The sequence below is a fragment of the Quadrisphaera granulorum genome, from assembly GCF_003149145.1.
In the GTDB taxonomy this organism is placed as follows: Bacteria; Actinomycetota; Actinomycetes; order Actinomycetales; family Quadrisphaeraceae; genus Quadrisphaera; species Quadrisphaera granulorum.
This window is the reverse complement of sequence record NZ_QGDQ01000005.1, coordinates 149,688-171,998: the sequence shown is the minus strand read 5'-3', so window position 1 is coordinate 171,998 and position 22,311 is coordinate 149,688. Positions and strand designations below refer to the sequence as shown.

Below are 22,311 nucleotides of genomic sequence, written 5' to 3'. Positions count from 1 at the left end.
GAGCGCCTGGTTGCGGTTCGGGCGGGACGGGGTCACTGGCCGAAGGAGTACCGCAGCTCGGCGTTGATGAGCTGGTTGAGGCGCTTACGCAGGTGCCCCACCAGCGCCGCGTCGGGCGCGGGCTCCTCGACGAGCAGCGTCCACCGCAGATCGGTGCCGCCCTTGGGTCCAGCGGGCAGGACGTCGAAGCGCACGCGTGCGTCAGGCCGTCGCTGCCACAGCGACGTCCAGACCACCAGGCGCGGGTGCTCCTCCTCGACGACGACGGGCGCGATCTCGTCGTCGAGGAGCGTCAGCCACGGGCGCGACGGGTCGCGGTGGGGGTCGACGAGCGCCTCGAACACCGCCCACGGCGGCGCCGGCTGGTTCTTGGTGCGGCTCCCGACCTCGATCACTGGCCCATCCAGGCACACCGAGTGGCGTCCCGTGAAGCGGCGCAGGCAGCGGACCTCCAGCAGTCCCCAGCCATCACCGTCGGTCAGGGAGAGCTCGCGCCGACATCGTCGTCATGTCTGTTCAGCGACGCCGCTGAGGAGGACGGCGCCGAGCTGGTCGTCACCCAACCCACCACCGAGGGCGACCCCATCCGGACGCACTATCGCCGTCTCCCGGGCCAGCCGGGCCTGGAGGTGCTGGTCGACTCCACCGACGACAAGTTCGGGAGCGGCACGTGGGAGCGTCAGTCCTGCCCCGAGGCGACGTCGCTGGCTGACCTGGGAACGTGCCACGGACCCTCGTGACCAGCCTGCCCCGCTCGGCGCCGCCTACGTCGGGCCACATCCCCTCCAGTGGCGCGGAGCCGGCACCACGGCTGACCAGACATCCGGTCGGAGCGAGCGGGCGTCCTGATCGGAATCGTGAGCGACAGGCGATGGCAGTCGAAGCGCCGAGCGGTTCTTGTCGCCCTCCATCGATGCGTGGCATGCCAGGGATGCGTGTGTCACGATCTACACATGGATGCCACGCTGGTGCTGGGGCAGCAAGGGCGGCTCGTCATTCCCGCCGACATCCGCTCCGCCCTTGGCCTGTCTCCGGGTGACCGACTGCACCTGCACGTAGCAGGTCGTCGCCTCGTCCTGGAGAGCTCCGCGGACGCTGCGGCAGAGCTTCGCGGTCTCGCCGCCTCCGTGCCCGCCTCGCGCTCGCTGGTCGACGAGCTTCTCGCCGAGCGCCGTCAGGCCGCAGCCGACGAATGACCGTCCTGGATGCTTCCGCGGTCCTCGCCCTCGTGCACGACGAGCCTGGTGCAGACGTTGTCGTGGAGACCCTGCCCGGATCCGTCCTGGGGGCCGCCAACCTCGCCGAGGTCATCGGCAAGCTGACCGACGAGGACGTCGACCCTTCCCGCCTACGCCAGCTGCTGGCCGCTGCAGGAGTGCGCATCGAACCGGTGACCGAGGCAGATGCTGAACTGGCCGGTGCTCTTCGCGGGCTGCCTGGCGGCCGGCAGCTCTCCCTGGGAGATCGCTGCTGTCTCGCGCTGACGGTGCGCAGCGATCCGCCGGCGGTCCTGACGGCTGACAGGGCCTGGGCGGATCTCGACCTGCCCATCGACGTGCAGCTGCTCCGGTAGCCGATCGGCAGCGGCCCACTCCCCGCGGCGGCCCGCTCCCGCACGGCAATCCCGTCTGGAGCGAGCTCGGCGATCGGCGGCCGCACCGGCCTCAAGAGCCATCGCCGTGCACGTGACCCGCCCCGCGCGGGCCGGTCACGCGCCCTGCGCCCGGGTCACCTCGCTCGTTTCGAGCTCGCTGATCCGGCATTGGAGGAAGTCGCGCTCGGCTCCGTTGGCCGTCAGGTCCAGCGCCTCGCGGTAGGCGGCGATCGCCTCATCGGTGCGGCCCAGTCGCCGCAGCAGGTCGGCTCGGACGGCGTGCGCGTACGGGTAGGAGCGCAACCGGGCGTCACCGGCGATCCGCTCGACGATCCCCAGCGCCGCCGCCGGCCCCTCGGCGAAGGCCAGTGCGGCGGCACGGTTGAGCTCGACGACCGGTGACGGCTCGACCGTGAGCAGTAGGTCGTACAGGTGCACGACGCGGGCCCAGTTGGTGGCTGTGAACGTCAGGGCGACGTCGTGAGCTCCGGCGATCGCGGCTTGCAGGGCGAAGCGGCCGGGTCGCGGGGCCTGCAGGGACTCCACCGTCCATCGCAGCCCCTCGACGATCATGACGTGGTCCCACTGCGCGCGGTCCTGGTGCTCGAGGAGCACGAGCTGGCCCTGAACATCCACGCGCGCGGCCCGGCGTGCATGGGTGAGCAGCAGCAGCCCGAGCAGGCCGCGGGCCTCGCGCTCGGCCGGCAGCAGCTGCACCAGCGTCCGGGCCAGGTCCAAGGCCCGCTCGCAGAGGTCCTCGCGCACGAGCTGGGCACCGGTCGGCGCGGTGTGGCCGGTACTGAAGAGCAGATGGACGGCGGCCAGCACGCTGTCCAGACGCTCGGGCAGGTCCGCGGCCGTCGGGGTGCGGTAGGGGATCCGCGCCTGGGTGATCTTCTTCTTCGCCCGGGTGATCCGTGCCGCCATCGTCGCCTCCGGGACCAGGAAGGCCCGGGCGACGTCGGGGGTGGCCACGCCGCAGACCAGCCGCAACGTCAGGGCGACTCGCGCGGCGGGGTCAAGCGCCGGGTGGCAGCACGTGAACAGCAGCCGGAGCCGGTCATCGGGCACCGCCGCATCCCCGTCGGCGTCGCCGTCGCCGTCGCCGTCGCCGTCGCTGCCGGCCGGTGAACCCGAGGCGTCGGCCTCGACGGGTTCGACGAGCAGGGGCAGCTTGCGGCGCAGCGTGACCTCTCGCCGCAGCCTGTCGATCGCGCGACGCCGCGCCGTCGTCGTGAGCCAAGCACCGGGTCGCTCCGGCACCCCGGAGCGCGTCCACGCGGTGATCGCGTCGGCGTAGGCCTCCTGGGCGCACTCTTCGGCGACGTCGAGGTCGCCGGTGACGCGCACCGTCGCGGCGAGCACGAAGGCCCACTCACGACGGTGCGCGTCCGCCAGCGCCTCCGCGACCCCGCCCGGGGCGGGACTCGCGGCAGGGCTCACTGGGCTGGGCCGGCGTTCACGTCCATCAGCGGGCGGACCTCGACGCCGCCGAACGGGGTGGGCGTGAGCTTGGCGATCTGCAGCGCGTGGTCGAGGTCACGGGCTTCGATGAGGTAAAAGCCACCGAAGGCCTCCTTGGACTCCACGAAGGGGCCGTCGGTGATCTCACCGCCGCGGATCGAGGTAGCCGTGGTGGTGGGCTGCAGGACGCCGCCGCCGGTGATCGTGCCGCCCAGGTCGGCGACGGCCTGGGCGAACGCGCCGTGCGCCTCGAGGACCGCGCCCCATGCTTCCGGCGTCATGGTGGCGTACTCGGCCTCGCGCTCGTAGAGGGAGATCATGTACTGCGTCATGCCGGTCTCCTGTCGCCTGGTGCGGGCCGGTCTCTCCGGCCCCGCACTCCTCCGTTGCACAGCCTGACCCCGGATCGACACCGGGGAACGAGAGAACTTCAGAGATCGCCGGGTGAGCTGCCGAGTCAGACGGTCAGCGGAGCGCTGGCGGCCGAAGGATCCAGGACCGGTCGAACCTCGACCGCGCCGAACGGTGCGGGCGTGACCTTGGCGATCTCGACGGCGTGGTCGAAGTCGCGAGCCTCGATGACGTAGTACCCCAGGAGCGCCTCGGTGGATTCGACGAGCGGCCCCTCGGTGACCTCACCCGACCTGATCGACGCGGCGGTGGTGGTCTGCTGCAGCGCCTCACCGCCGACCAGCGTGCCGCCAAGCTCGCCAACGGCCTTGGTGAACGCGCCGTGCGCATCAACGACCGACTGCCAGCCCTCGGGCGTCATCGTGGCGTAGTCGGCCTCGCGCTCGTGAATGAGGATCACGTACTTGCTCATGACGGAAACTCCTGTCCGCGTCCGGGTCGGCCTCTCCGGCCCTGCACTCTCCCGTCGCACGGCCCGGTCCCACATCGACAACCGAGGACCACGAAGTTTCCGACGGTCGCCAGTTCGCCTACCGGGTGAGCCTGGGCCCGAGCGCGCCTCACCTCGTGGTGACTGAGCGGGATCTCCGCTACTCCAACAGCGGCGTCAGGTCTGCATCCTTCGAGACATTCCCCGGTATGAGGCGCCGCCGATGAGTACCGACGCAGAGCTGTGGACCACACCGCCACCGGACGTTGACCACCACACCAGCTTCACCACCGTCTACGACCGTCACGCCACCGCGGTCTACCGCTACGCCTACAGCCTCACCGGTGATCCCGACACCGCGCAGGACCTGCTCCAGGAGACCTTCCTGACGACCTGGCGACGACGTGACCACCTCGACCTGGCCACCGACTCGCTCCTGGGCTGGCTGCTCGTGACCTGCCGCAACCTCGCCGCCAACCACCGCCGACACAGCGCCAGACGACGCACCGTTGCACTCCTCGACGACGACGCAGCGCACCTCGGCGACCGGCAGCAGGCAAGCCACCCGCAGGACCTCGCCGATCGCCTCGAGCGCGACGAAGAGCTGCGGTGGGTGCTGCAGGCCATCGGCCAGCTCACGCCCACCGATCGCCGCCTGGTCGAGCTCTGCCTGATCCAAGAACGCTCCTACGCCCAGGCCGCCGCCGAGCTCGGCTTGACCTTGGCCAGCGCCACCAAGCGGATCTCCCGCACCCGAGCCCACCTGCGCGCCCTGCGCACCACGAGAGAGCAGGAGTCCTGACATGCCCAGCGTTTCCACCCCAGGACGACCCGACGACGACGAGGTGGACCGCCGTGTCGCCGCCGCCAGGACCGCACTGCTCACCACCCTTGACGCGGAGATCGCCAGCACCAGTCCCCTGGACCGATCGGCGCGCTGGGGAAGGTCGAGGCGCCGCACCACCGTCGTCGTCGCGGGTGTCTCGGCCCTCGCGCTCACCGCAGGAGCCTGGGCGGTCCAGCGAGCCTCCCAGGAGGAGATCGACTACTCGGTGAACTGTTATGAGGGGACGACGACGGACTCCCGCCTCGCCGGTGCCGGCACGGCCGAGGCAGTCGACGCCAACGGTCAGAGCGCGGAACGCGACCTGGTAGATCCACTGGCGATGTGCAGCTCGGTCTGGCGATGGGGCGTCCTCGGCCAGGCCGCACCGCCGGAGGACCCCAACGCCGCGAACTTCCCGGTGCCTCCCCTGACGGCGTGCACCGCGGCGAACGGCGTCAACAACGTCTTCGTGCGAGACGACGAGGACCCGGAGCAGCAGTGCGCGTCCCAGTCGATGACACCGTGGGCAGGTAGCTGAACGACCTGCCCCGAGAAGACCCCTTCGTGCATCTGCCTGAGCCGCCCTGCGGTCGGTCGGCGGCGTCGAGAGGCTCAGGAGCGCCGGTCGGCTGTGGGGCTGCGGCACAGCTGGGCGACGCCTGCGGGCGACGACGTTCAGCCCGACGCTCCCGGCCTGCGGCGTTCTACGATCATGCGCATGAGGCTTCTGCCCCCTCCGGTCACGGTCTGACCGGAGTCCCCCGGCCGGCCGTGCTCCCGCGGTCGGCTCCTGAGGCCTGCTCCGGTCCCTTCGCACCCCGCCCCTGCGAACAGCACCGGAGCCTCCATGACGAACCGCAACACGCCCGCCACCCCTCACTCCCTGACCAACCGCCGACAACGCCGACTCGGTCTGGCGCAGGTCTGCGCGGCCGCTGTGCTGTGGGGCACCGCCCCCGTCGCCCTCGCAGCCACCCACTCCCTGCCGGTGGTCGCCGCCAGCGCCGGACGGCTCCTCCTCGGAGCAGCCGCGCTGTGGTGCCTCACCGCCGCCACTGGCACCGTGAGGCAGACCTGGCAGCTCCTTCGACGACGGCCTCTGGTCCTGCTCGCGATCGGCGCCGGGGTCGCCGCCTACCAGACCCTGTGGTTCGCAGCCATCGTCAACGCCGGCGCCGCGATCGCCACGGTGATCGCCCTCGGTGTGGCTCCGGTGCTGCTGACCGCCTGGGACGCGCTCCGGGCGCGCCGGAGGCCATCAGCGAGCCGACTCCTCGCCGTCGGCCTCGCCCTCGCAGGGCTGTGGCTGGTCGCGACCTCGCAGAGCCACGCGGCGACCGTCGCCGTCGCCGTCCCGGTCGGGATCGGGCTCGCCGTGCTGTCAGGGATGACGTTCGCCGCCACCACGGTCCTGGCACGAAGGACTGCGACGCAGTCATCCCCGCTACCGATGACCGCACTCACGACCACGGCCGCCGCACTCCTGCTGCTCCCGGCAGTGCCCTTGACGCTGTCGACGATCTCTGTGGACACCACCTCCGCAGCGGCGATCGCGTACATGGGCCTGTTGACCGTGGCGGTGGCGTTCCTGCTGCTGAACTCCGGACTGCGCAAGACCACGGCGAGCACGGCCGCCGTGGCCTCCCTGCTGGAACCTGCGACGACGGCGGTGCTCGCAGTGCTGCTCCTAGGAGAGGTGCTGTCGTGGACGGCGTGGCTCGGAACGGCCCTGACCATCAGCGCCGTCGCCATGCTGGCGGTGGAGGGCGACGCCGCCTCGGAGCTCGCCCCTCGGTGACCTGACGCGTTCCGAGGAGCTTCGAGCCGCTGCCCCTCGGAGCCCCGTGAGGCCAGAGCGCCACCGTCCGCCACCATGTCGCCGTGTTCCTCAAGGCGTGCCTGAACGGCGCCCGGGCCCTCGGTGAGCACCCTGCGCTGCCCGTCACACCTCGCCAGGTAGCGACTGACGTTGCCGCCGTCGTGAAGGCAGGAGCTGACGCGGTGCACGTGCACATCAAGGACGACGTCGGCCGCGACACCCTCGCGGACGCTCCGACCGCCGTGACGCTGCGCGCCTCGCGTGAGCACAGCCCCGGCGTCCCGGTCGGGGTGACCACCGGAGACTGGATCGACCCGGATCCCCGCGTGCGAGCAGCCGCCATCACCGCCTGGTCGGTGCTGCCGGACTTCGCCTCGGTGAACTGGCACGAGGACGGCGCCGAGCTGGTCGCCGAGGCGCTCCTGCAGCGCGGGGTTGGAGTCGAGGCAGGACTCTGGACCCTCACCGCGGCCCGAGCCTGGGCAACGTCACCGCTGCGGGGGCGGTGCACCCGGGTGCTGCTGGAACTTCCCGACGGCCTCTCGGCTCAGGAAGCGGCCGAGCACGCTGATGAGCTGCTGGGCGCGCTTCCTGCCTCACAGCGGAACATCCCGGTGCTGCTGCACGGAGAGGGCAGCTCCGCGTGGCCCTTGCTGGAGCTCGCGGCCCGGCGGGGCCTGCAAGCACGCATCGGCTTGGAGGACACTCTGCTGCTTCCGGACGGCTCGCTGGCTCCAGGCAACGCTGCGATGGTGGCCAACGCCCGAGGGCTCACGAAGAGCGCGTAGCACCGGCCGAGGCGCCTCGCTCCTCGCCTACGAACTCGGCACTCATCGTGTCGAAGGCAGACAGAGGGCAGCCTCAAGGCCCCAGCTGAGTCAGGTCCATGCCCCGCCCTCCGTGCGAGTGCTGCTTGCTCGCTGCAGCGAGCAACCGAACCCGTGATCAGTAGCCTCGCCCGGTGCCACCTCGCATCGACGGACACCCTCACGCCGCCTGGGCGGATCGCGCCGACCAGGAAGTCCTCCTCCCCGTCGAAGACGTCAGTCCCGACGAGATACTGGAGCTGCTGCCCGTGCGTGCGCTGCCAGGTGGGCTCTTCGAAGTCTGCGCCCTCAGCTGGTGGCAGTACGGCTTCGCCCTCGGCGACACCATCCGCGTCGTCGTCGACAGTGACGGAGTGGGGCAGGTGAGCGAAGTCGTCCACCACAGTGGACGCGACACCTACCGCGTCGTGCTCCACCAGCCCTCTGCCACCGCCATGCAGAGCGTTGCCTCCTCGTTCTCATCGATGGGGTGCCTCGTGGAGGTCTACAACGAAAAGATGCTGTCCATAGGCGTCGAGGACGACGACGCGGATCAGGCGCTGCAGTACGTGCTGGCGCAGGGACACCCCGCCTCTGCGTGGATATGGGAGTCCGCTCGCTTTGCACAAGACGCCGACGCCGACTGATGGCGTTCTCTTGGCCCGTTGCCTGGTCAGGCGGCGGGCAGACCTCATGAACCAGCGTTACGGCTGGAGGATCCGCAGCGGCACGCTCCCGCACGTGGACTCACCGCGGTCAGCGTCCGCTTAGGGCGTCCGCCAGTAGGTCAGCGGAGCCTGGCTGAGCGCGGTCGTCCCTCCCACCGGTACTGCTTGTGTGCCCGTCGCCACAGGGCACGCAGCGTGACGATCGCCATCGCCAGGTCCAGGTAGGCCTGCACCGCCAGCTCGGTGCGCTCGGTGCAGCGACGCAGCTTGGCGAAGTCGTTCATCCAGGAGTTGGCGGCTTCCACCACCCAGCGACGCCCGACCTGGATCGGGGTGCCCCGCTTCGAGATCGACGCCGCCAGGCCACGCGCGTCCAGCTCCTGGCGGCATGGGGCGTAGTCGTAGCCGGCATCCAAGTGCACGGTGACGTCACCACCCAGCGGCGCGAGGTCCTTGAGGTTGTCCAACGACGCTGCCAGGAGCTTGTGGTCGGGCACGTTGGCCGGCGCGGGTACCGCTGCCAGCGGTACCCCGGTCCCGTCGGTCACCTGAGACCGCTTCATCCCGCCCTTGCCGCGGTCCACGGGGCTTCGGCCAGCGCACTGGCCCCCGCAGGGGGCCTTGGTGATGCACCCGTCGATGCACACGTGGCCCAGCTCCAGACCGATCAAGCGTTCGTAGGCTGTCAGTACCGAGGTGTGCAGCTGGGCCATGATCCCGGCGCGGGCCCACTCATCGCGGCGGCGGCGCATCGTGGTCGCCGAGCACGCATCGGTGGCGATCTTCTCGTAGCCGACCCCGAGGACGAGGGCGCTGATCAGGTGGTCGAAGACGACGTCGTCGGGGATGCGGGGGCGGTGGCAGCCCAGGGGGTGGGTGTCCGGCACTGGGGGCAGGGCGGTGTGGAGCAGGTCCAGGAACTGGGTGCGCAGGGGGTTGAGGATGCATGCTGGGAGGGCAGGCACGGGGAAGCCTTCCGGTCACGGAGTGTCAGCAACCCCATGGTCGGTCGCTGCCCCGCGCCTGCCCTCACGTGGCCCCGCCGCTGCACCCTCAGCGCCTACTGGCGGACGCCCTTAGAGATACGTGGTCGCAAGAAGCATGGCCGGGTGTCGATCACTGTGGCGTACCCGCCCCCTTGTCCCCAACCCCAGGAGCGACCGTGTCGCGAGCACTCGCTGACCTCAAGATCGCTCACAAGCTCTCTGCGGGATTCGCCGTCGTCTGCGTGCTGCTGGCGGTGGTCTGCGGGGTGGGCGTGGTCAAGCTCGGCAAGGCTCAGAACACCCTGGAGTACGTCTCCACCTCGGCCGTTCCCTCACTGCTCACCTCCAGGGACACCGCGCAGGCCATGGTCCAGGTGCGCTACGACCTGGCGCACCTGGCGCTGGTCACCGAACCCAGCGACATCGCCGACGCCGGCAAGACCCTGACGGAGTCCACCGCGGCGCTGCAGGCAGCCTGGAAGGCTTACCTCGACTCCGACCCGTACACCACTGTCGCCCAGCGGCAGGCGTTCATCGACCCGTTCCAAGCGTTCACCGCCGACCTGCCGGCCTTGAGGTCCCTGGCCGAGGCCAACGACATGATCGGTTTCGTCAAGGCCGACGAGAAGGCACTACCGGCCGTCACAGCCGCCATGGCAGCACTGGTGACGATCACGCAGGTCGAGCAGGCCAACGTGGACGCCCTGACCGCCCGAGGCGAGTCCGACTACCGGACGGCGCTCGGTCTGCTCCTGGGGTGCGCGGTGCTGGCTGTGGCACTGGCCGTGCTCGTTGCCGTGGTGATCACCCGTTCCATCAACCGCCCCCTGGCCCGGATCGTGCAGGTCATGGCCGAGGTGGCAGAGGGTCGCCTGGGCACCCGGGTCGGCCTGGTCCGCAAGGACGAGATCGGTCAGCTGGCCGCCTCCACCGACGCGTCCCTGACGACCCTGTCGGCGACGATGAGCGACATCACCGCTGAGGCTCGTCAGCTGGCGACCTCCGCCGCGGGCCTCTCCAGCGTCTCCGCCCAGCTGTCCTCCGGCGCTGCCGAGTCCGCCGCCCAGACCCAGGTCGTCTCCGCTGCCGCTGAGGAGGTGACGGTGTCGATCTCCACCGTCGCCGCTGCGGGTGAGGAGATGACCGCGGCGATCGCCCAGATCGCCACCGCCACTGCCGACGCGTCGGCGATGGCTGCTTCGGCGGTGGCCACCGCGGGTGCTGCCGGTCAGGCGATCTCGCGCCTGGAGGTCTCCTCCCGTGAGATCGGCGACGTCGTCAAGCTCATCACCTCCATCGCCGAGCAGACCAACCTCCTCGCGCTGAACGCCACCATCGAGGCCGCCCGCGCCGGGGAGATGGGCAAGGGCTTCGCCGTCGTCGCCGGGGAGGTCAAGGAACTCGCCCGCCAGACGGCCCAGGCCACCGACGAGATCATCGCCAAGGTCTCCGCCACCCAGGGCGACGCCACCGCCGCCGCTTCGGTGATGGAGATCGGTGGGGTCATCGCGCGCATCGACGAGGTGCAGTCCACGATTGCGGCGGCGGTGGAAGAGCAGTCCGCCACCACCAGCGAGATGGTCCGCAACGTCACCGAGATCTCCTCTGGCTCGGGGCAGATCTCGGCGAACATCGCAAGCATCGCCGCCGGGACGGAGCAGAACCGTGGCAGTGCGGGGCACACGGCCTCCATGTCCACCGACCTGACATCTTCCGCGGCCCGCCTGGCCGAACTCACCGGTCGCTTCACCGTCTGACCGCCGCCGGTCGGGCCCTCCCCGTCAGGCTGAGGTCCTCGCCCGCCGGTCCGCCGTTCGCCCATGATCGACCTCCCCACAGGACAGCCTCGTGAGAACAAGCCCGCTGGTCGTGAACACAGCCCGCGCCGGTCTGGTGCTCCGCGAGTTGGTCGAGCAGGACGCCGGCGCTCTCCACGCTCTGCTGCAGGCCTCCAAGGCGCACCTGACTCGCCTCGGGAACTTCACCGCCATCGCCGCTGCAGACCTGGCCGCAGTCGCCGCGGAGCTAGCTGCCCAGCAGCCAGCTCCGCTGAGCTTCGCCGTCGTCGAAGGTGATGCGATGGTCGGGCGGGTAGACCTGGTCGCCGTCGACCCGCCTCGCTACGGCCTGGGGTACTGGCTCGCTCCTTGGGCCACCGGCCGCGGCCTGGCCACCCTCGCGGTACTCGCGCTGCTGGAGTACGCCCGTGACGACCTGCATGCCAGTGACGTGTACGCCGGAGTCACCCACAACAACCACGCGAGCGCCGCCGTCCTCCACCGCACAGGCTTCGACCGGGTGGCGGACATGGGGAGCTACAGCCGCTACCACCGGCGCCTGGCTCCGGAGGGCGCAACGATGTCCTGACGATCAGCAACACCGTGTGGAGCGCGCAGCCCGTGGGGCCTCAGCGCATGCCCGCACCCAGCGTCTCTGCGGCTACCCGTGCAGCGGCCTGCTCGATGCTCACAGCTGTCGTGTCCACCACCACGTCAGCGCGCATGGCTTGAGCGTCTGCATGACGACCCCGGTAGAAGTCGTCCACCGTGGGACGGTCCGGGTCGGCGTTGAAACGGGCTTCCCAGACACCTTGATCAGCCACCAGCTGCACCGTTCGGACGCCCGTGCCCTCGGGGGCGGCGTCGACGACGACCCGGCGCAGCTGGTTGTTGTGAAACGTCCACGTCACCAGGACGACGTCTACCCCGGCCGCGGCGGCGTTGCCGAGAAGTGCCCGCAGGTTGGCTCCGACGAGGTCTCGCATCGCCTGGTCCACCCGCCACGGCTGGTGCAGCCACAGCCCGTCGACGTCGATCCACTGCAGCAGCGGAGTGGCCTGCCGGAGGTCGCCCTGCGGATCTGGCCCGTCGGAGGTGCTGTGGTGGTGGGTCAGCACGGCTCGCGCCACGCTGTTCTTGCCGATCCCCGGAGCGCCGCCGAGGAGGACCAGTCGCATGGCGCCACCCTGTCGCGCGGGATGCCGATGATCCACTGGATATCGTCGGCTGCTCCGAGCAGAGCCCCAACCGCCGCGCTCAGCTCCGTCCGGCCGGCGGCAGCGCGCAGCCAAGGAGTCTGCAGCAGGTGTCGTCTCGGTTCACGTCCCGGGTCCGAATTCCTCACCTGTTGTCACACCGGCACCTGACGAGAGGGACCCGGCCTGCATGCGACGACGGCGCCGGACTGGCTCACCGCAGGGAGGTAGCGCTGACGAAAGCCACGTGGGCACCGGGGCACCCCGCTGCGCGTCCGGTGAACGTGACGGCACCGAAGCTGCCCCCGGCGTCTAGCTGGTCACCGACACGCACGACAGCACCGCCGGGGAGCTGGACCCCCGAACCGTCCGGCAGGGCGATCGTCCCCTCCGGCCAGACCACAGGGGTCTCGGGAACGATGCCGAAGCAACCACCGGCGAGGATACCGACGTCGCCGGTGATCTTGGCCCCACCGCTGCCGCGCAACCCTCCCGCGTCGGGCACGTGGGGCGACACGACGGCGTAGGAACCCTCGGCGAGGGACACGGCAGTGAGCTGCTGGGACGTGGCGCCGAAGGGCCCCACCTCATCCGAGGACGCCGACGGCGGCGCCTCGGCCTGGAAGTCGACGGAGTGAACCGCACCGCCGCTGACCCAGACCTTCCCTGAGGTGCAGCCAGCAGGTACGAGCGCATTCGCGTACTGGCTGTCACCCTCACCACCGCCGAGGACCACATCGTCGCCGAGGCTGTAGTCGATCCTCTCGTCATGATCAGCGGGAACTCGCAGCACCTGCTCGCCGGCGTCCCACATGGTGCCGTAGGGCCACAGCACCAGCTGGAACCCACCGTCCCCGTGTCCAAGGACCAGGCAACCCTCTGGCGTGCGCGTCAGCCTCCCGCCACCCAGAGCCTGCATCTCGCCCCTCGGGTCGGAGTCCGGCACCAGCAGCAGCGAGCCGTCGTCTCCGCGCACCACGCGGATCCCGCCCTGGTTGAGGAAGCCGACGGCCGCGCGCACGGCAAGCACGGGATCAGCCGCCACGGTGGCGCGGACGGTGACGGGATGAGCGCCGCTGGCATCGGACCACCCGTGGGGCTCGACCCAGGTGAGATCGGTCCGCCCCGGCCCCCAACGGTGCACCGACGCGAAGGCGTCCTGCCACCGAACCGTCGTCACCCCGCCACCCGATTCGCTGGGCCAGTCACCCGGCTGGATCGCCTGGGCCGACTCGTCGAGGTCGATCACGGTCCAGGAGACCCCGTGGTCGGGGGCGTTCCCCAGACCCACGTCGTCCAGGTCGACACCAGCCGGCAGGTAGAATCGGTACAGGAACTTCACGTCATCGGCGCTGTTGTCACCGTTGAAGCCCGCGATACCCGCCGCCGTGGCGCACACCTGACGCAGGCCGCTGGTCTCCAGGCCGTCGAGCACGGCGGGTGCGACGTCGGGCCCGACGACCGGCTCGTTGGTGGTGCATTCGACCGGGGTGGTCCACGTGCTGAACGGCTCGGCGAAGTACGTGGGAGGGGCGAGCGGCATCCGATCCTGTAGCGCCTCCAGCCGTGTGACCTCCTCGGCCGGCAGCTCGGGCACCCCGGCGCGCAGCGGCACGGCTGCGGTCCCACCGCCATCCTCGGTGGCCACGGCGCCGCGGCGCTCGGCCGGCTCGGTCGGCCCGAGGTGACGCCCGCCAATCACCACAGCGGCAAAGACGGCCGCCGCCGCTGCTGCCGCCCCCACGACCACCCAGACCACGCGCCGACGACCCCCACCCCAGCAACCAGCCGGACGCGCACCCGGGGCAGCGCCGCCGGTGATCGCCGCGACGTCGACCCGTGACGGCGGCGCCTCCAGCGTCAGCACGCGGCCGCGCAGCAGACGGGCCAGGTCGGCGTCGTCGGCTCGGTCCTGCTCCGAAGCGGAGGGGTCCTCGACAAAGTCGAGGTCGACGGGGGTCTGCTCGGGCTCGTTCACCGCTGGGCTCCTCGCGTGGACGGGTCGCCCAGCAGCGCCCGCAGGCGCCGTCGGGCGGCGTGGGCCTGGCTCTTGACGTTCCCCTCGCCGCACCCGAGCACCCCAGCGGTCTCGGCCACGGAAAGGTTCTCCACATAGCGCAGGACGACGACGGCGCGCTGCCCGTCCGACAGGCCCGCGAGCACAGCGAAGAGCTCTTGCTCGCCGTGCGCGGGGTCGCCGTCGTCGTCGCCATGGCGACGGGTGGGCTCGTGCAGGGCCACGTCGTCAGTGGTGACCTCGTGGCGGCGCCAAGCGCGCCGACCCTCGGAGACCAGCAGCCGGATGAGGGTGGTGCGGGTGTAGCCGTAGGCGTCGCCAGGCCGCACGCGTGACCACGCCGCGAAGACTCGCTCGAGGGCGCCCTGGACGGCGTCGTCGGCGTGGTGCCAGTCCTGGCAGTAGGCGAAGGCGACCCGCCGCAGCCGGGGGATGGCAAAGGAGGCGAACTCCTCGAACGACTCCACACCTGGCGGGCTCATGCCTCACCTCCTCGGCCACTCCATACGCCTCAGGCGATCAGGAGGTTGGCACCAGCTCACGAAAATCCCCGCCGATGATGAAGAGGAAAACGGGCCGACCGGTCGATCCAGCCGCGCCCCGCTCCCGCACCAGGATCGTCACGGCACGCTGACCGACACCCGATCCGCAGCGGCACGGCACCAGACTGGGGCTCCGGCCCCTTCCGTCTGCCTCATCGGTGCTTTCAGCGGAGGCATCGCAGGTCGCGCCCCTGCAGCACGGGGACAACGAGGCGGGGCTGCTCGGCGTCCAAGCACAGGGCCACGGACGTGCCGAAGTCATCGACGTCGATGAAGGAACCCGCCGCGGCGACCTCGTTGGGCGTCCTGGTAGACGCGCTACCAGTGCTGGCGACGCGCCTGGACGTACTTCACCTCGCCAGGGTCCCGCGGGCGCCGGTAGCGATCCGCATCGGCACGCTCCCGCAACGTGCCTAGTGACGCTCACCTGCCCCGGGTGCCAGGCTGGATCATGGCTCCGTCGTCGTTCTTCCCCGACTTCACCCCCGCTCCCGACGACCAGGACGAGGAGCTGCCCGACGAGCTGTACGGCGTCTGGGACGGGCCGCCCCAGCGCGTCCGACCCGGCGTAGCGGACCTCGTGGTGGAGCTCGGCCGCTCGGAGTACACCGTGGTCGCTGCCCAGGGCGCCGAGGTGTACGCCACGGGCGTGGTCTTCGACCTCGTGGTGCATCCCCGCGAGCGCGGGCGGGAGGCGCTCCGCCGGGTTCTGGGCCTCGCTCGACCTCAATCACGGACGCGGTCAGCTGAACCTGGACCTCAAGCGGGGAGGACTGCGGTGGGGCGTCGAGCTGGCTGACGGGAGCCGGGTCACGACGCTGGACGAGGACGCGTGGAACGAGCTCCCCGAGGGCGCCGCGCCCAGCGAGTGGACGCCCTCGCACCCCGTCATGTCCAGGCAGGGCAGAGCGGCGTCGTCGTGGTGGTGCTGGCGGCGCGGGATCTGGCTGTGGCCGCTGCCGCCCCTGCCGACGATGCGCTTCGTGTGCGCCTGGCCGGACCGGGGCATCGACGAGACCTCCGTGGTGGTCGACACCGACGTGCTCCAACGGGCGGCCGGGCGAGCCGAGCCGCTGTGGTGACGCCGGACGTGCAGAAGTGCGCCGGAGGGCGCTGCTGGCGGCGTGTCGCGGAGTTCTGCACGTTCGACGTCACGCTGCTGGGCCGGCGCGGTCGAGTCAGAGGAGGCGGAGCGCCGAGGGGTAGGTGTTCAGGTCGCGCAGGCGCTCCAGCCGTAGGTCGTTGGGAACCTCGCCCGTCCCGCGAACCTCGACGTGGATGCCGGCGGTGCGCACGAGCACCACCCAGCGGCCGTCGCCGCGCAGCGAGGGCGCCTCCACGGCCGTCCCGTCGAGAACGACGACGACGGCGCGGCGCTCCACCGGCGCAGCCACCGCGGAACGGAGGTAGTCAGCCGCCGCGCCATCCGCTGCGTTCCCTCGGCGCCGCACTGTGGGCACGGCACGCCCTCGCCCCGGGCGATCACCCAGTCCCACCCCGGCTCGCGCACGCCGACGTTCATGTCAGCGCCGTTCAGGTCAGCCGCACGGCTGGGGGAACTCGTCGGCAGGGACGCGCTGGAAACGCTCCGTGTGGCCGCGCTCGTCCTGGAAGGTCGCGACATCGCCGTCGACGCTCACCCAGCCGCGTTGGGCCGGGGTGTTCCAGCCGGGCGGTGGGCCGCCGGCGCCGTCGTCGAGCACTCCCCCGACGCGCTCGTAGTCGACACCCGTGCCGTCGGGCTGGCTGAGAGTCAGCCAGCGCACACCGCAGGCGGTCCAGACGATGTCGGAGGTGCGGCCCTGCTCGTCACGGGGCGGCTGCCACCGTGCGTTGTTGTCGAGCTGCCGGAGGTCGCCGTCCCGGTCGGCGACAAGTCGGATCGCGTAGTTCTCCCCGTCGCAGGCTGCGCCGTTGGGTTGGTGCAGCTGCGGCGTAGCGACGACGCTGCGCTGGTAGACGACGTCACCGCGCTCGGTGGCAACGCTGACGTCGACCTCCACCGGGGTTGACGTCAGGTTGGCTTCGGTACCTCCGCCGAGCCCGTATCCGTCGTTCCCGGCGAACCCCGTCGTGGCGCTCGCACCGAGCGACGGGACGCTGACGGTGGCGTAGTAGTCGCCACCTTCCAGCGGCAGCGCCAAGGTCAGGTCAACGCTGACCCCCTCCGCGTTGCCGATCAGGGTGCACACGAGGCCTTCCGGCCAGTCATGCGGGTCGTCAGAGAGCGCAGGAGGTTCGCTGGGGGCGACGGCTGGGGTGCTGACGGACCTGTCAGTCCCAGGGAGGGCGTTGACCGCGGCCAGCACGAGGGCAGTCCCCGCGGCGACGGCCACGAGACCAGCACTCACGACGACGACGGTCCGCCGACGGGTGCCCAGCAGCGGCCGTGGCGCGATGGACCGACGACGCAGCACAGCGGAGGCCGGGTCGGCCTCGACCGGCTGCACATTCGACGCGGCGCACAGCAGGTCGCGGATGTCGGGCAACGCGTCAGCGTCCGAACGAGAGCTGCTGGCCATCACGGGGTTCCCATCCAGGAGGTGAGATCGGTGGGCGCGGAGCGAGAGCCGTCGTCGTCCTGCCCCTGAGGAGCACGGGCTCGCAGCGTCGCCAGGGCGCGCGCGGTACGGCTCTTCACGGTGCCAACGGAGCAGCCGAGCTCGGCAGCGGTCTGCCCCTCGGTGAGGTCGGCCCAGAAGCGCAGCACTAGCACCGCCCGCTGGTGGGCGGGCAGGGTGGCGAGCAGGCGCTGGGCGTCGACGGCGCTGTGCACCGCGTCGGTGAAAGGGACACCGCCGTCGGGCAGCGCACTGTGCTCGGTGGGGTGCTCTCCGCGCCAACGTCGACGTCCCGCCTTTGTCGCCAGGTGAGTCATCACGCGGCGCGTGTAGGCGGCCGGATCGCCGTCCGGGTGGAGCCGGCTCCACGCCCGCAGGGTCTGCACCAACGCGGTCTGGGCCAGGTCTTCGCCGTGGTGGGCGTCAGCGGCGAGCAACGCGCCCAGCCGCACGAGGTGGGGATAGGCGGTGGTGACGAAGGCGTCGAAGCCCTCGGGCGCGCCCCCGGAACCAGGGGGTGAGGAGCCGCTGTGCACGATCACACCCTGCAAAGGGCCTGGGTCCCGCAGAAGGTTCCCTCGTCCACACGCAACGCCGCGCGTCGTCACGGCGTCCGAGAGGTGACTGCCCACACTGAGGGACCGCCGCCCGCGGCGCCCCCAGCCTGAGACGAGGACCCCGGTGCACTCACGTCATCTCTGGACGGCCGCGGCCACGGCCACGCTCGTCGTCGTCCTGACGGGTTGCGGTGAAGGCGCCACCCCAATGAACGACGCTGCGCCGGGATCGACCTCATCGGCCACGGGACGGCTGGCCTACTTCGGCGCCCTACCGAATGACCGCAGCTCCGGCGCGCTGGTCTTGGACCTGGCCACCGGTCGGCAGGTGCGGATGGGCGACCAGCAGGAGGCGTGGTCGGTCGCGTGGGCCGGCGCTGACCGGCTCGCCGTCGTCCGAGGTCACGCCCGCATCAGCGGTGACGGCCCCGGGGAGCTGGTGCTCGTGGCCGCCGACGGCAGCGACGAGGGCACCCCCATCGGCGGCGTCGCCGACGTGAGGGAGGTCGCGAGCAGCGCCGACGGTCAGCACCTGGCGTTCTTGGGACGGACCGAGACGTCGTCCAACGCCTGCTCGGACCCGGCAGCGACCGAGCGGATGGGCCTGTACGTGGCCGCCGTCGACGGCAGCGGCGCGCGGAGGGTCGTCGACGTGCCGACGGCCTCGCGCTTCCTGGCGCTGTCGCCGGACGGACGCACTGCCGCCGTCGTCGACATGGGCGACGACACCGTCATCCCGCAGGGCAGGGACTGGTGCAACCCCGGCGAGTCCCGGCTGGTGCTCATCGACACCGCCACGGGTGTCACGCGCGTGGTGGCGGGCGCGACGGCGATGCCGGGGGCTCCGCGCTTCTCCCCCGACGGGAACACCGTCGTGCTGGACGGCAGCGACTCTGGCTACCCCGACCGCGACGTCGTCCTGGTCGATGTCGCCTCCGCGCAGGCCACGCGGCTGAGCACGCCCGACGTGGTGGAGGCGAACCCTGTCTTCTCGCCCGATGGGCGGTCCTTGGCGGTGCTGCGGCACCGCGCCGGTCAGGATCCCGGGGCGACGGCGACCATCGCGGTGGGCGCTGCCGACGGCAGTGGTCTGCGTGACGTGGCGACGACGGGCACCGAGGACTACGGCCTGGCGTGGATGTCGGACGGCTCGCACCTGGTGGTGGCGGGGGCCGTCGTGACGATGGCGTGCGACGACGACGACGGCCGCGACGGCGGCGTCGTCGGTCTCGCTGCGCCCGCAGGCGGCTGCGACGTCGCGACAGCGACCACAGACCTTCGCGTGGTCCCCGCCAGCGGTGGAGAGCTACGCCAGGTCTCGGACACCGTCACCGGCTTCGACGCAGGTCTGGCGGCAGCACCTCTGGTCTGAGCAGCGAGGTCGCCCCCGACGGGCGCCATCAGCAACACACACTCCCCGTAAGGGTTGATGGGCATAAGGGCCTTACTGCAACGTGATCGCATGCCCACCACGACCCGGATGCCGCCACCCACGAACGCCCTCCGCCTGGTGCCGCTCGGCTGGGCAGCACAGTGATCGGCGCGGCAGCAGCAGCGGGCGTGGCGCTCGTCGCGCTCGGCGTCGTTCTGAGCCCCGGACCCAACATGGTCTTCCTGCTCTCGCGCACCCTCACCCAGGGACGGCGCGCCGGCATGTGGGGACTGCTCGGCGTTGCCCTGGGCTTCGCCGCCTACCTCGTCGCCACCGTGGCGGGACTCGCGGGACTGTTCCGAGCCGTGCCGTTGACCTTCGAGGTGGTCAAGGCCGCCGGGGCTGCCTACCTGGGATGGCTGGCATACAAGGCGCTGCGCTCAGGCGGAGGGTTGGCGGCTCTGCCGCAGGGCACGACGATCGACCAACGCCGAGACTCGGCCGTACGTCTGGTGACGACAGGCCTGGTGACCAACCTTCTCAACCCAAAGATCGCGCTGATGTACGCCGCGCTGCTGCCGCAGTTCGTGCGTGCTGACGCAGGAGCAGCTTCGGCGCAGCTGCTGCAGCTCGGTGCAGTGCAGATCGCCGTCGCCCTGACCGTCAACGGCCTGATCGTCGTCACGGCCGCGCGAGTCGCCGTCGTCCTGCAGCGCCGTCCCCGGCTGCTGCTGACCCAACGGCTCACCGCCGCAGGCTTGCTGACCTTCTTCGCTGTCAAGACCCTGCTGACCAGTGCACCGCGCGCGTCGGCGTAAGCAGTGCGATGACGATCGCTCCCGCTCCCCCGGCGAACAGCTCTCCGCAGGAGCTGCACGCAGAACGAGAAGAGTGCGGGCAGGCACGCGCAAACGTGATGGGCCGTGGAGCGAGAGCTGGGGCGGCCGGGCTGCTCGCGGTCGCTCACGAGCGATGGGTGCGAGCGGCCAGCCAGTTCGTGATCTCGTACGTGACCGCGACCGGCGCGTCGAGCATCAGCAGGTGGCCAGCCCCCTCGACCTCCCGCCACTGCGCACCCGGGATGAGACCGGCGAGGGGGCGCCCCACCTCCACCGGCAGCCACGCGTCGTGCCCGCCCCACAGGACCCGCACCGGCATCGAGAGGCGCTCGAGCGCCGCCTCGTTCTCCGCCAGGTACCCCTCGTCGTAGTCCGCGATCTGCCGGTAGAACGCCTGCTGTCCCACCGGCCCGGTCCACGGGCCGGCTAGCTCGTCCAGCACCTCAGCAGGCAGCCCTCGCTGGCTGGCGCCGGAGATGTAGGCGCGCAGCAGCGCCTCGTGGGCGTTGGCCGGGAGCTCCGTGAGCACGGACGGGTGCTGCTGGACGAACCGGAAGAACGGTGATCCGCTGGGCGGGATCGCCACCGCGTCGGCCAGCAGCAGCGACGCGAAGGGCACCTGCTCGACCAGGTGGGTGCGCAGGGCGACACCGCCGCCGATGTCGTGAGCCACCACGTGTGGCGCGTCGAGGCCCCAGTGCGCGAGCAGCGCCGCGAACGCCCTGGCGTGCACGCCCAGGTCCACGGTGTGCTCAGAGTGCTTGGACGACTCCCCGTAGCCGGGCAGGTCCCACGTGTAGACGGTGTAGGAGGTACTCAGCTCCGCCGCGTAGGCGGCCCACACCCGGGAGGAGAACGGTGTGCCGTGCACGAAGACGACGGCGGGTCCCGTTCCCCTGCGGCTCCACGCGATCGATCTGCCCTCCCACGCGAACTCCTGGTCGTGCATCGCGGCCGCCTCTCGTCGCCATCGCCGGCCCTCCGCCAGCGCCTCCGAGCGAGGATGAACCTTCAGGCCGACCTGAAGGCAAGGGCTACCGTTCTTCCCGTGCAGATCCGGGAGGCAGCTGCGTTGCTCGGGGTGGCGCCCCACGTGCTGCGCCACTGGGAAGACGAGGGTGTGCTCGTCCCCGCTAGATCGCCTAACGGTTATCGGGACTACGACGACGAGGCGCTGACCCGGGCACGAGTCGTACTGGGCTGCCGCGGCGCGGGCCTGAGCCTGGCGCAGACGCGGCTGGTGCTCCACCGAGACCAGGCCGGCCGTGACGAGGTCGTCCGCGAACAGCACCGGCGCGTCGAACAGCAGCTGACTGACCTCGAACGCACCCGCGCCTTCCTCGAGCACGTCCTGGACTGCCGCCACTCACTGATGAGCCGCTGCCCGGAGTGCGCCCGCTACGCGGCCACCCGGCAGCGATGAGCTCGCACACCCACCGCGGCTGGATCGCCAGTCAGACAGCGAGTCCGCTGCCGGGGAGGACCAGCCCGTGGACAGTGAATTCCTCAGGCACGGGGAGCGTGGGCACCGCGCCGCCGTCGTCCTGCCGTGCGTGAGCTGGGGCGACGAACTCGCTGTTGGCGCGCTCCCAGGCGTCGCGGTCGGACCAGACCTCGGTCACCTCGAAGCCGGTGCTGGTCTCGTGGCACAGGTGGACGACGAGGCCCTCGACTGCGCCGGCGGTTCGGCCAAGGAGCTCGGTGTGCATGGCGTCGTACACGGCTATGGGCGCAGGGACGTCAAGAGTGAACGCGAAGTAGGTCATGACGGCTCTCCTCAGGACGTGAACGTGGCGGCCAGGGCGGGAGCGCCGGGGCCGGAGAGCTCGGCCAGCGCAGCCGACCGACCGGAGACGAGCAGCAGCAAGGCCGACATCGGGCCTTCGACGTGGCGGCCGGCTCCCACGCGCCAGGCGGTGTCCGTGGCGACGAGCTCGAAGCCCGTTAGTCGTCGACGAGCCCAGAACGGGAAGGGCTGGTCCCAGATGCGCAAGGCGGCAGCCGCCGCCGCATCCACCGGCATCGCGTACGCGCGGCCGAGAGGGCGGGCGATGTCCTGGCCGTGACAGAGCACGTCGATCAGCGGCTCGTAGACGGTGATGACGGGCGCGGTCTTGCGGGAGCCGATCATCGCGCGCAGGTCCTGGGGGAAGTGCTGCACCGGCAGGCGGGCCTTCCGCACTGCGGTGTCGTGGATCATTCGGTTGAAGCTGCCCCGGGCCCGCAGCATCGCCACGGCCGCGACGCCCGGCCCCATGTGGGCCAGCGTGAGGTGGGCGGCGACGTCGCGGATCGTCCAGTCCGTGCACAGCGAGGGACGACCCCACTCATCGGCCGTGAGATCGTCGAGCAGGTCGGCCAGTCGACTGCGTTCAGCGTCGACGATGCGCCACACCTCGTCGGTGTCCATCGCGCCCCCCGGCTGACACTCGTTCGATTCTCGAA

General features: G+C 71.1%; 29 protein-coding genes. 15 read left to right on the top strand and 14 right to left on the bottom strand.

Annotation, left to right across the window (positions count from 1 at the left end):
- Positions 1–32 precede the first annotated feature (32 nt).
- Positions 33–395, bottom strand: coding sequence for a hypothetical protein (locus BXY45_RS06345; RefSeq protein WP_109773472.1), 363 nt, complete (start codon positions 393–395; stop codon positions 33–35).
- A gap of 21 nt (positions 396–416) precedes the next feature.
- On the opposite strand from BXY45_RS06345, the gene BXY45_RS06340 reads away from it, so the two are divergent.
- The 3 genes from BXY45_RS06340 to BXY45_RS06330 all read left to right on the top strand — a co-directional run bounded on the left by BXY45_RS06340 (position 417) and on the right by BXY45_RS06330 (position 1,573).
- Entirely contained in the window at positions 417–740 is a 324-nt protein-coding gene (locus tag BXY45_RS06340; RefSeq protein ID WP_109773471.1) for a hypothetical protein, read from the top strand.
- Positions 741–953: 213 nt separating this feature from the next.
- A complete protein-coding gene (locus BXY45_RS06335; RefSeq protein ID WP_109773470.1) occupies positions 954–1,196 on the top strand; it encodes an AbrB/MazE/SpoVT family DNA-binding domain-containing protein in 243 nt (80 codons plus the stop codon).
- Positions 1,193–1,573 carry a type II toxin-antitoxin system VapC family toxin gene (locus BXY45_RS06330; RefSeq protein ID WP_109773469.1) on the top strand — a complete coding sequence of 127 codons (381 nt, stop codon included), beginning with the start codon at positions 1,193–1,195 and terminating at the stop codon, positions 1,571–1,573. The genes BXY45_RS06335 and BXY45_RS06330 overlap by 4 nt, the downstream gene beginning before the upstream one ends.
- 135 nt (positions 1,574–1,708) lie before the next feature.
- Here BXY45_RS06330 and BXY45_RS06325 read toward each other — a convergent pair whose 3' ends face one another.
- The 3 genes from BXY45_RS06325 to BXY45_RS06315 all read right to left on the bottom strand — a co-directional run bounded on the left by BXY45_RS06325 (position 1,709) and on the right by BXY45_RS06315 (position 3,881).
- A complete protein-coding gene (locus tag BXY45_RS06325) occupies positions 1,709–3,037 on the bottom strand; it encodes an RNA polymerase sigma factor (protein WP_218566894.1) in 1,329 nt (442 codons plus the stop codon).
- Positions 3,034–3,390 carry a YciI family protein gene (locus BXY45_RS06320; protein ID WP_109773468.1) on the bottom strand — a complete coding sequence of 119 codons (357 nt, stop codon included), beginning with the start codon at positions 3,388–3,390 and terminating at the stop codon, positions 3,034–3,036. The genes BXY45_RS06325 and BXY45_RS06320 overlap by 4 nt, the downstream gene beginning before the upstream one ends.
- Positions 3,391–3,515: 125 nt before the next feature.
- The gene (locus tag BXY45_RS06315; protein ID WP_109773467.1) at positions 3,516–3,881 is read right to left on the bottom strand and encodes a YciI family protein; all 366 of its coding nucleotides are present in this window, start codon (positions 3,879–3,881) and stop codon (positions 3,516–3,518) included.
- A 241-nt stretch (positions 3,882–4,122) separates the two neighbouring features.
- On the opposite strand from BXY45_RS06315, the gene BXY45_RS06310 reads away from it, so the two are divergent.
- From BXY45_RS06310 to BXY45_RS06290, 5 genes are all read left to right on the top strand, one after another.
- Positions 4,123–4,701 (top strand): RNA polymerase sigma factor, encoded by a 579-nt coding sequence (locus tag BXY45_RS06310; protein ID WP_109773466.1) that lies wholly within the window; start codon positions 4,123–4,125, stop codon positions 4,699–4,701.
- Position 4,702: 1 nt separating this feature from the next.
- Positions 4,703–5,263, top strand: coding sequence for a hypothetical protein (locus tag BXY45_RS06305; RefSeq protein ID WP_109773465.1), 561 nt, complete (start codon positions 4,703–4,705; stop codon positions 5,261–5,263).
- Between the two features lie 309 nt (positions 5,264–5,572).
- Positions 5,573–6,523, top strand: coding sequence for a DMT family transporter (locus BXY45_RS06300; RefSeq protein WP_109773464.1), 951 nt, complete (start codon positions 5,573–5,575; stop codon positions 6,521–6,523).
- An 83-nt stretch (positions 6,524–6,606) separates the two neighbouring features.
- Positions 6,607–7,332, top strand: coding sequence for a 3-keto-5-aminohexanoate cleavage protein (locus tag BXY45_RS06295; protein WP_109773463.1), 726 nt, complete (start codon positions 6,607–6,609; stop codon positions 7,330–7,332).
- 173 nt (positions 7,333–7,505) lie between these two features.
- Positions 7,506–7,997, top strand: coding sequence for a DUF4265 domain-containing protein (locus tag BXY45_RS06290; protein ID WP_109773462.1), 492 nt, complete (start codon positions 7,506–7,508; stop codon positions 7,995–7,997).
- A 140-nt stretch (positions 7,998–8,137) separates the two neighbouring features.
- Here the strand turns inward: BXY45_RS06290 and BXY45_RS06285 are convergent, their stop codons facing one another.
- Positions 8,138–8,983: an IS5 family transposase gene (locus tag BXY45_RS06285; RefSeq protein ID WP_109773498.1), complete on the bottom strand. Its 846-nt coding sequence runs from the start codon at positions 8,981–8,983 to the stop codon at positions 8,138–8,140.
- A 197-nt stretch (positions 8,984–9,180) separates the two neighbouring features.
- Between BXY45_RS06285 and BXY45_RS06280 the strand changes: the two genes are divergently transcribed.
- A complete protein-coding gene (locus BXY45_RS06280; protein ID WP_245961669.1) occupies positions 9,181–10,761 on the top strand; it encodes a methyl-accepting chemotaxis protein in 1,581 nt (526 codons plus the stop codon).
- Positions 10,762–10,873: 112 nt separating this feature from the next.
- A complete protein-coding gene (locus BXY45_RS06275) occupies positions 10,874–11,371 on the top strand; it encodes a GNAT family N-acetyltransferase (protein ID WP_211319272.1) in 498 nt (165 codons plus the stop codon).
- A gap of 40 nt (positions 11,372–11,411) precedes the next feature.
- Here the strand turns inward: BXY45_RS06275 and BXY45_RS06270 are convergent, their stop codons facing one another.
- From BXY45_RS06270 to BXY45_RS06260, 3 genes are all read right to left on the bottom strand, one after another.
- The gene (locus tag BXY45_RS06270) at positions 11,412–11,960 is read right to left on the bottom strand and encodes a hypothetical protein (protein ID WP_109773459.1); all 549 of its coding nucleotides are present in this window, start codon (positions 11,958–11,960) and stop codon (positions 11,412–11,414) included.
- 232 nt (positions 11,961–12,192) lie between these two features.
- Complete coding sequence (locus tag BXY45_RS06265; RefSeq protein ID WP_109773458.1) at positions 12,193–13,956, bottom strand: hypothetical protein; 1,764 nt, start codon at positions 13,954–13,956, stop codon at positions 12,193–12,195.
- Complete coding sequence (locus tag BXY45_RS06260) at positions 13,953–14,477, bottom strand: RNA polymerase sigma factor (protein WP_109773457.1); 525 nt, start codon at positions 14,475–14,477, stop codon at positions 13,953–13,955. The genes BXY45_RS06265 and BXY45_RS06260 overlap by 4 nt, the downstream gene beginning before the upstream one ends.
- Before the next feature lie 469 nt (positions 14,478–14,946).
- On the opposite strand from BXY45_RS06260, the gene BXY45_RS06255 reads away from it, so the two are divergent.
- Together BXY45_RS06255 and BXY45_RS06250 are read left to right on the top strand one after the other, a co-directional pair.
- Entirely contained in the window at positions 14,947–15,336 is a 390-nt protein-coding gene (locus tag BXY45_RS06255) for a hypothetical protein (RefSeq protein WP_146211106.1), read from the top strand.
- 91 nt (positions 15,337–15,427) lie between these two features.
- Entirely contained in the window at positions 15,428–15,619 is a 192-nt protein-coding gene (locus BXY45_RS06250) for a hypothetical protein (RefSeq protein ID WP_109773455.1), read from the top strand.
- A 96-nt stretch (positions 15,620–15,715) separates the two neighbouring features.
- On the opposite strand, the gene BXY45_RS06245 is transcribed toward BXY45_RS06250, so the two are convergent.
- The 3 genes from BXY45_RS06245 to BXY45_RS06235 all read right to left on the bottom strand — a co-directional run bounded on the left by BXY45_RS06245 (position 15,716) and on the right by BXY45_RS06235 (position 17,634).
- Positions 15,716–15,931 carry a hypothetical protein gene (locus BXY45_RS06245; RefSeq protein ID WP_109773454.1) on the bottom strand — a complete coding sequence of 72 codons (216 nt, stop codon included), beginning with the start codon at positions 15,929–15,931 and terminating at the stop codon, positions 15,716–15,718.
- A gap of 144 nt (positions 15,932–16,075) precedes the next feature.
- A complete protein-coding gene (locus tag BXY45_RS06240; RefSeq protein WP_170131340.1) occupies positions 16,076–17,026 on the bottom strand; it encodes a hypothetical protein in 951 nt (316 codons plus the stop codon).
- Between the two features lie 32 nt (positions 17,027–17,058).
- Entirely contained in the window at positions 17,059–17,634 is a 576-nt protein-coding gene (locus tag BXY45_RS06235) for a SigE family RNA polymerase sigma factor (protein ID WP_109773497.1), read from the bottom strand.
- Between the two features lie 145 nt (positions 17,635–17,779).
- Between BXY45_RS06235 and BXY45_RS06230 the strand changes: the two genes are divergently transcribed.
- Both BXY45_RS06230 and BXY45_RS06225 read left to right on the top strand, forming a co-directional pair.
- On the top strand, positions 17,780–19,027 hold the full coding sequence (locus BXY45_RS06230) for a TolB family protein (protein ID WP_109773452.1): 1,248 nt from the start codon (positions 17,780–17,782) through the stop codon (positions 19,025–19,027).
- A 161-nt stretch (positions 19,028–19,188) separates the two neighbouring features.
- A complete protein-coding gene (locus BXY45_RS06225) occupies positions 19,189–19,845 on the top strand; it encodes a LysE family transporter (protein ID WP_109773451.1) in 657 nt (218 codons plus the stop codon).
- A gap of 145 nt (positions 19,846–19,990) precedes the next feature.
- Here BXY45_RS06225 and BXY45_RS06220 read toward each other — a convergent pair whose 3' ends face one another.
- Entirely contained in the window at positions 19,991–20,815 is an 825-nt protein-coding gene (locus BXY45_RS06220) for an alpha/beta fold hydrolase (RefSeq protein ID WP_109773450.1), read from the bottom strand.
- Positions 20,816–20,914: 99 nt separating this feature from the next.
- On the opposite strand from BXY45_RS06220, the gene BXY45_RS06215 reads away from it, so the two are divergent.
- On the top strand, positions 20,915–21,289 hold the full coding sequence (locus tag BXY45_RS06215) for a MerR family transcriptional regulator (RefSeq protein ID WP_170131339.1): 375 nt from the start codon (positions 20,915–20,917) through the stop codon (positions 21,287–21,289).
- 31 nt (positions 21,290–21,320) lie between these two features.
- Here BXY45_RS06215 and BXY45_RS06210 read toward each other — a convergent pair whose 3' ends face one another.
- Both BXY45_RS06210 and BXY45_RS06205 read right to left on the bottom strand, forming a co-directional pair.
- Positions 21,321–21,632: a hypothetical protein gene (locus tag BXY45_RS06210; RefSeq protein ID WP_109773448.1), complete on the bottom strand. Its 312-nt coding sequence runs from the start codon at positions 21,630–21,632 to the stop codon at positions 21,321–21,323.
- 11 nt (positions 21,633–21,643) lie between these two features.
- Positions 21,644–22,276 (bottom strand): maleylpyruvate isomerase family mycothiol-dependent enzyme, encoded by a 633-nt coding sequence (locus BXY45_RS06205; RefSeq protein WP_109773447.1) that lies wholly within the window; start codon positions 22,274–22,276, stop codon positions 21,644–21,646.
- Positions 22,277–22,311 lie beyond the last annotated feature (35 nt).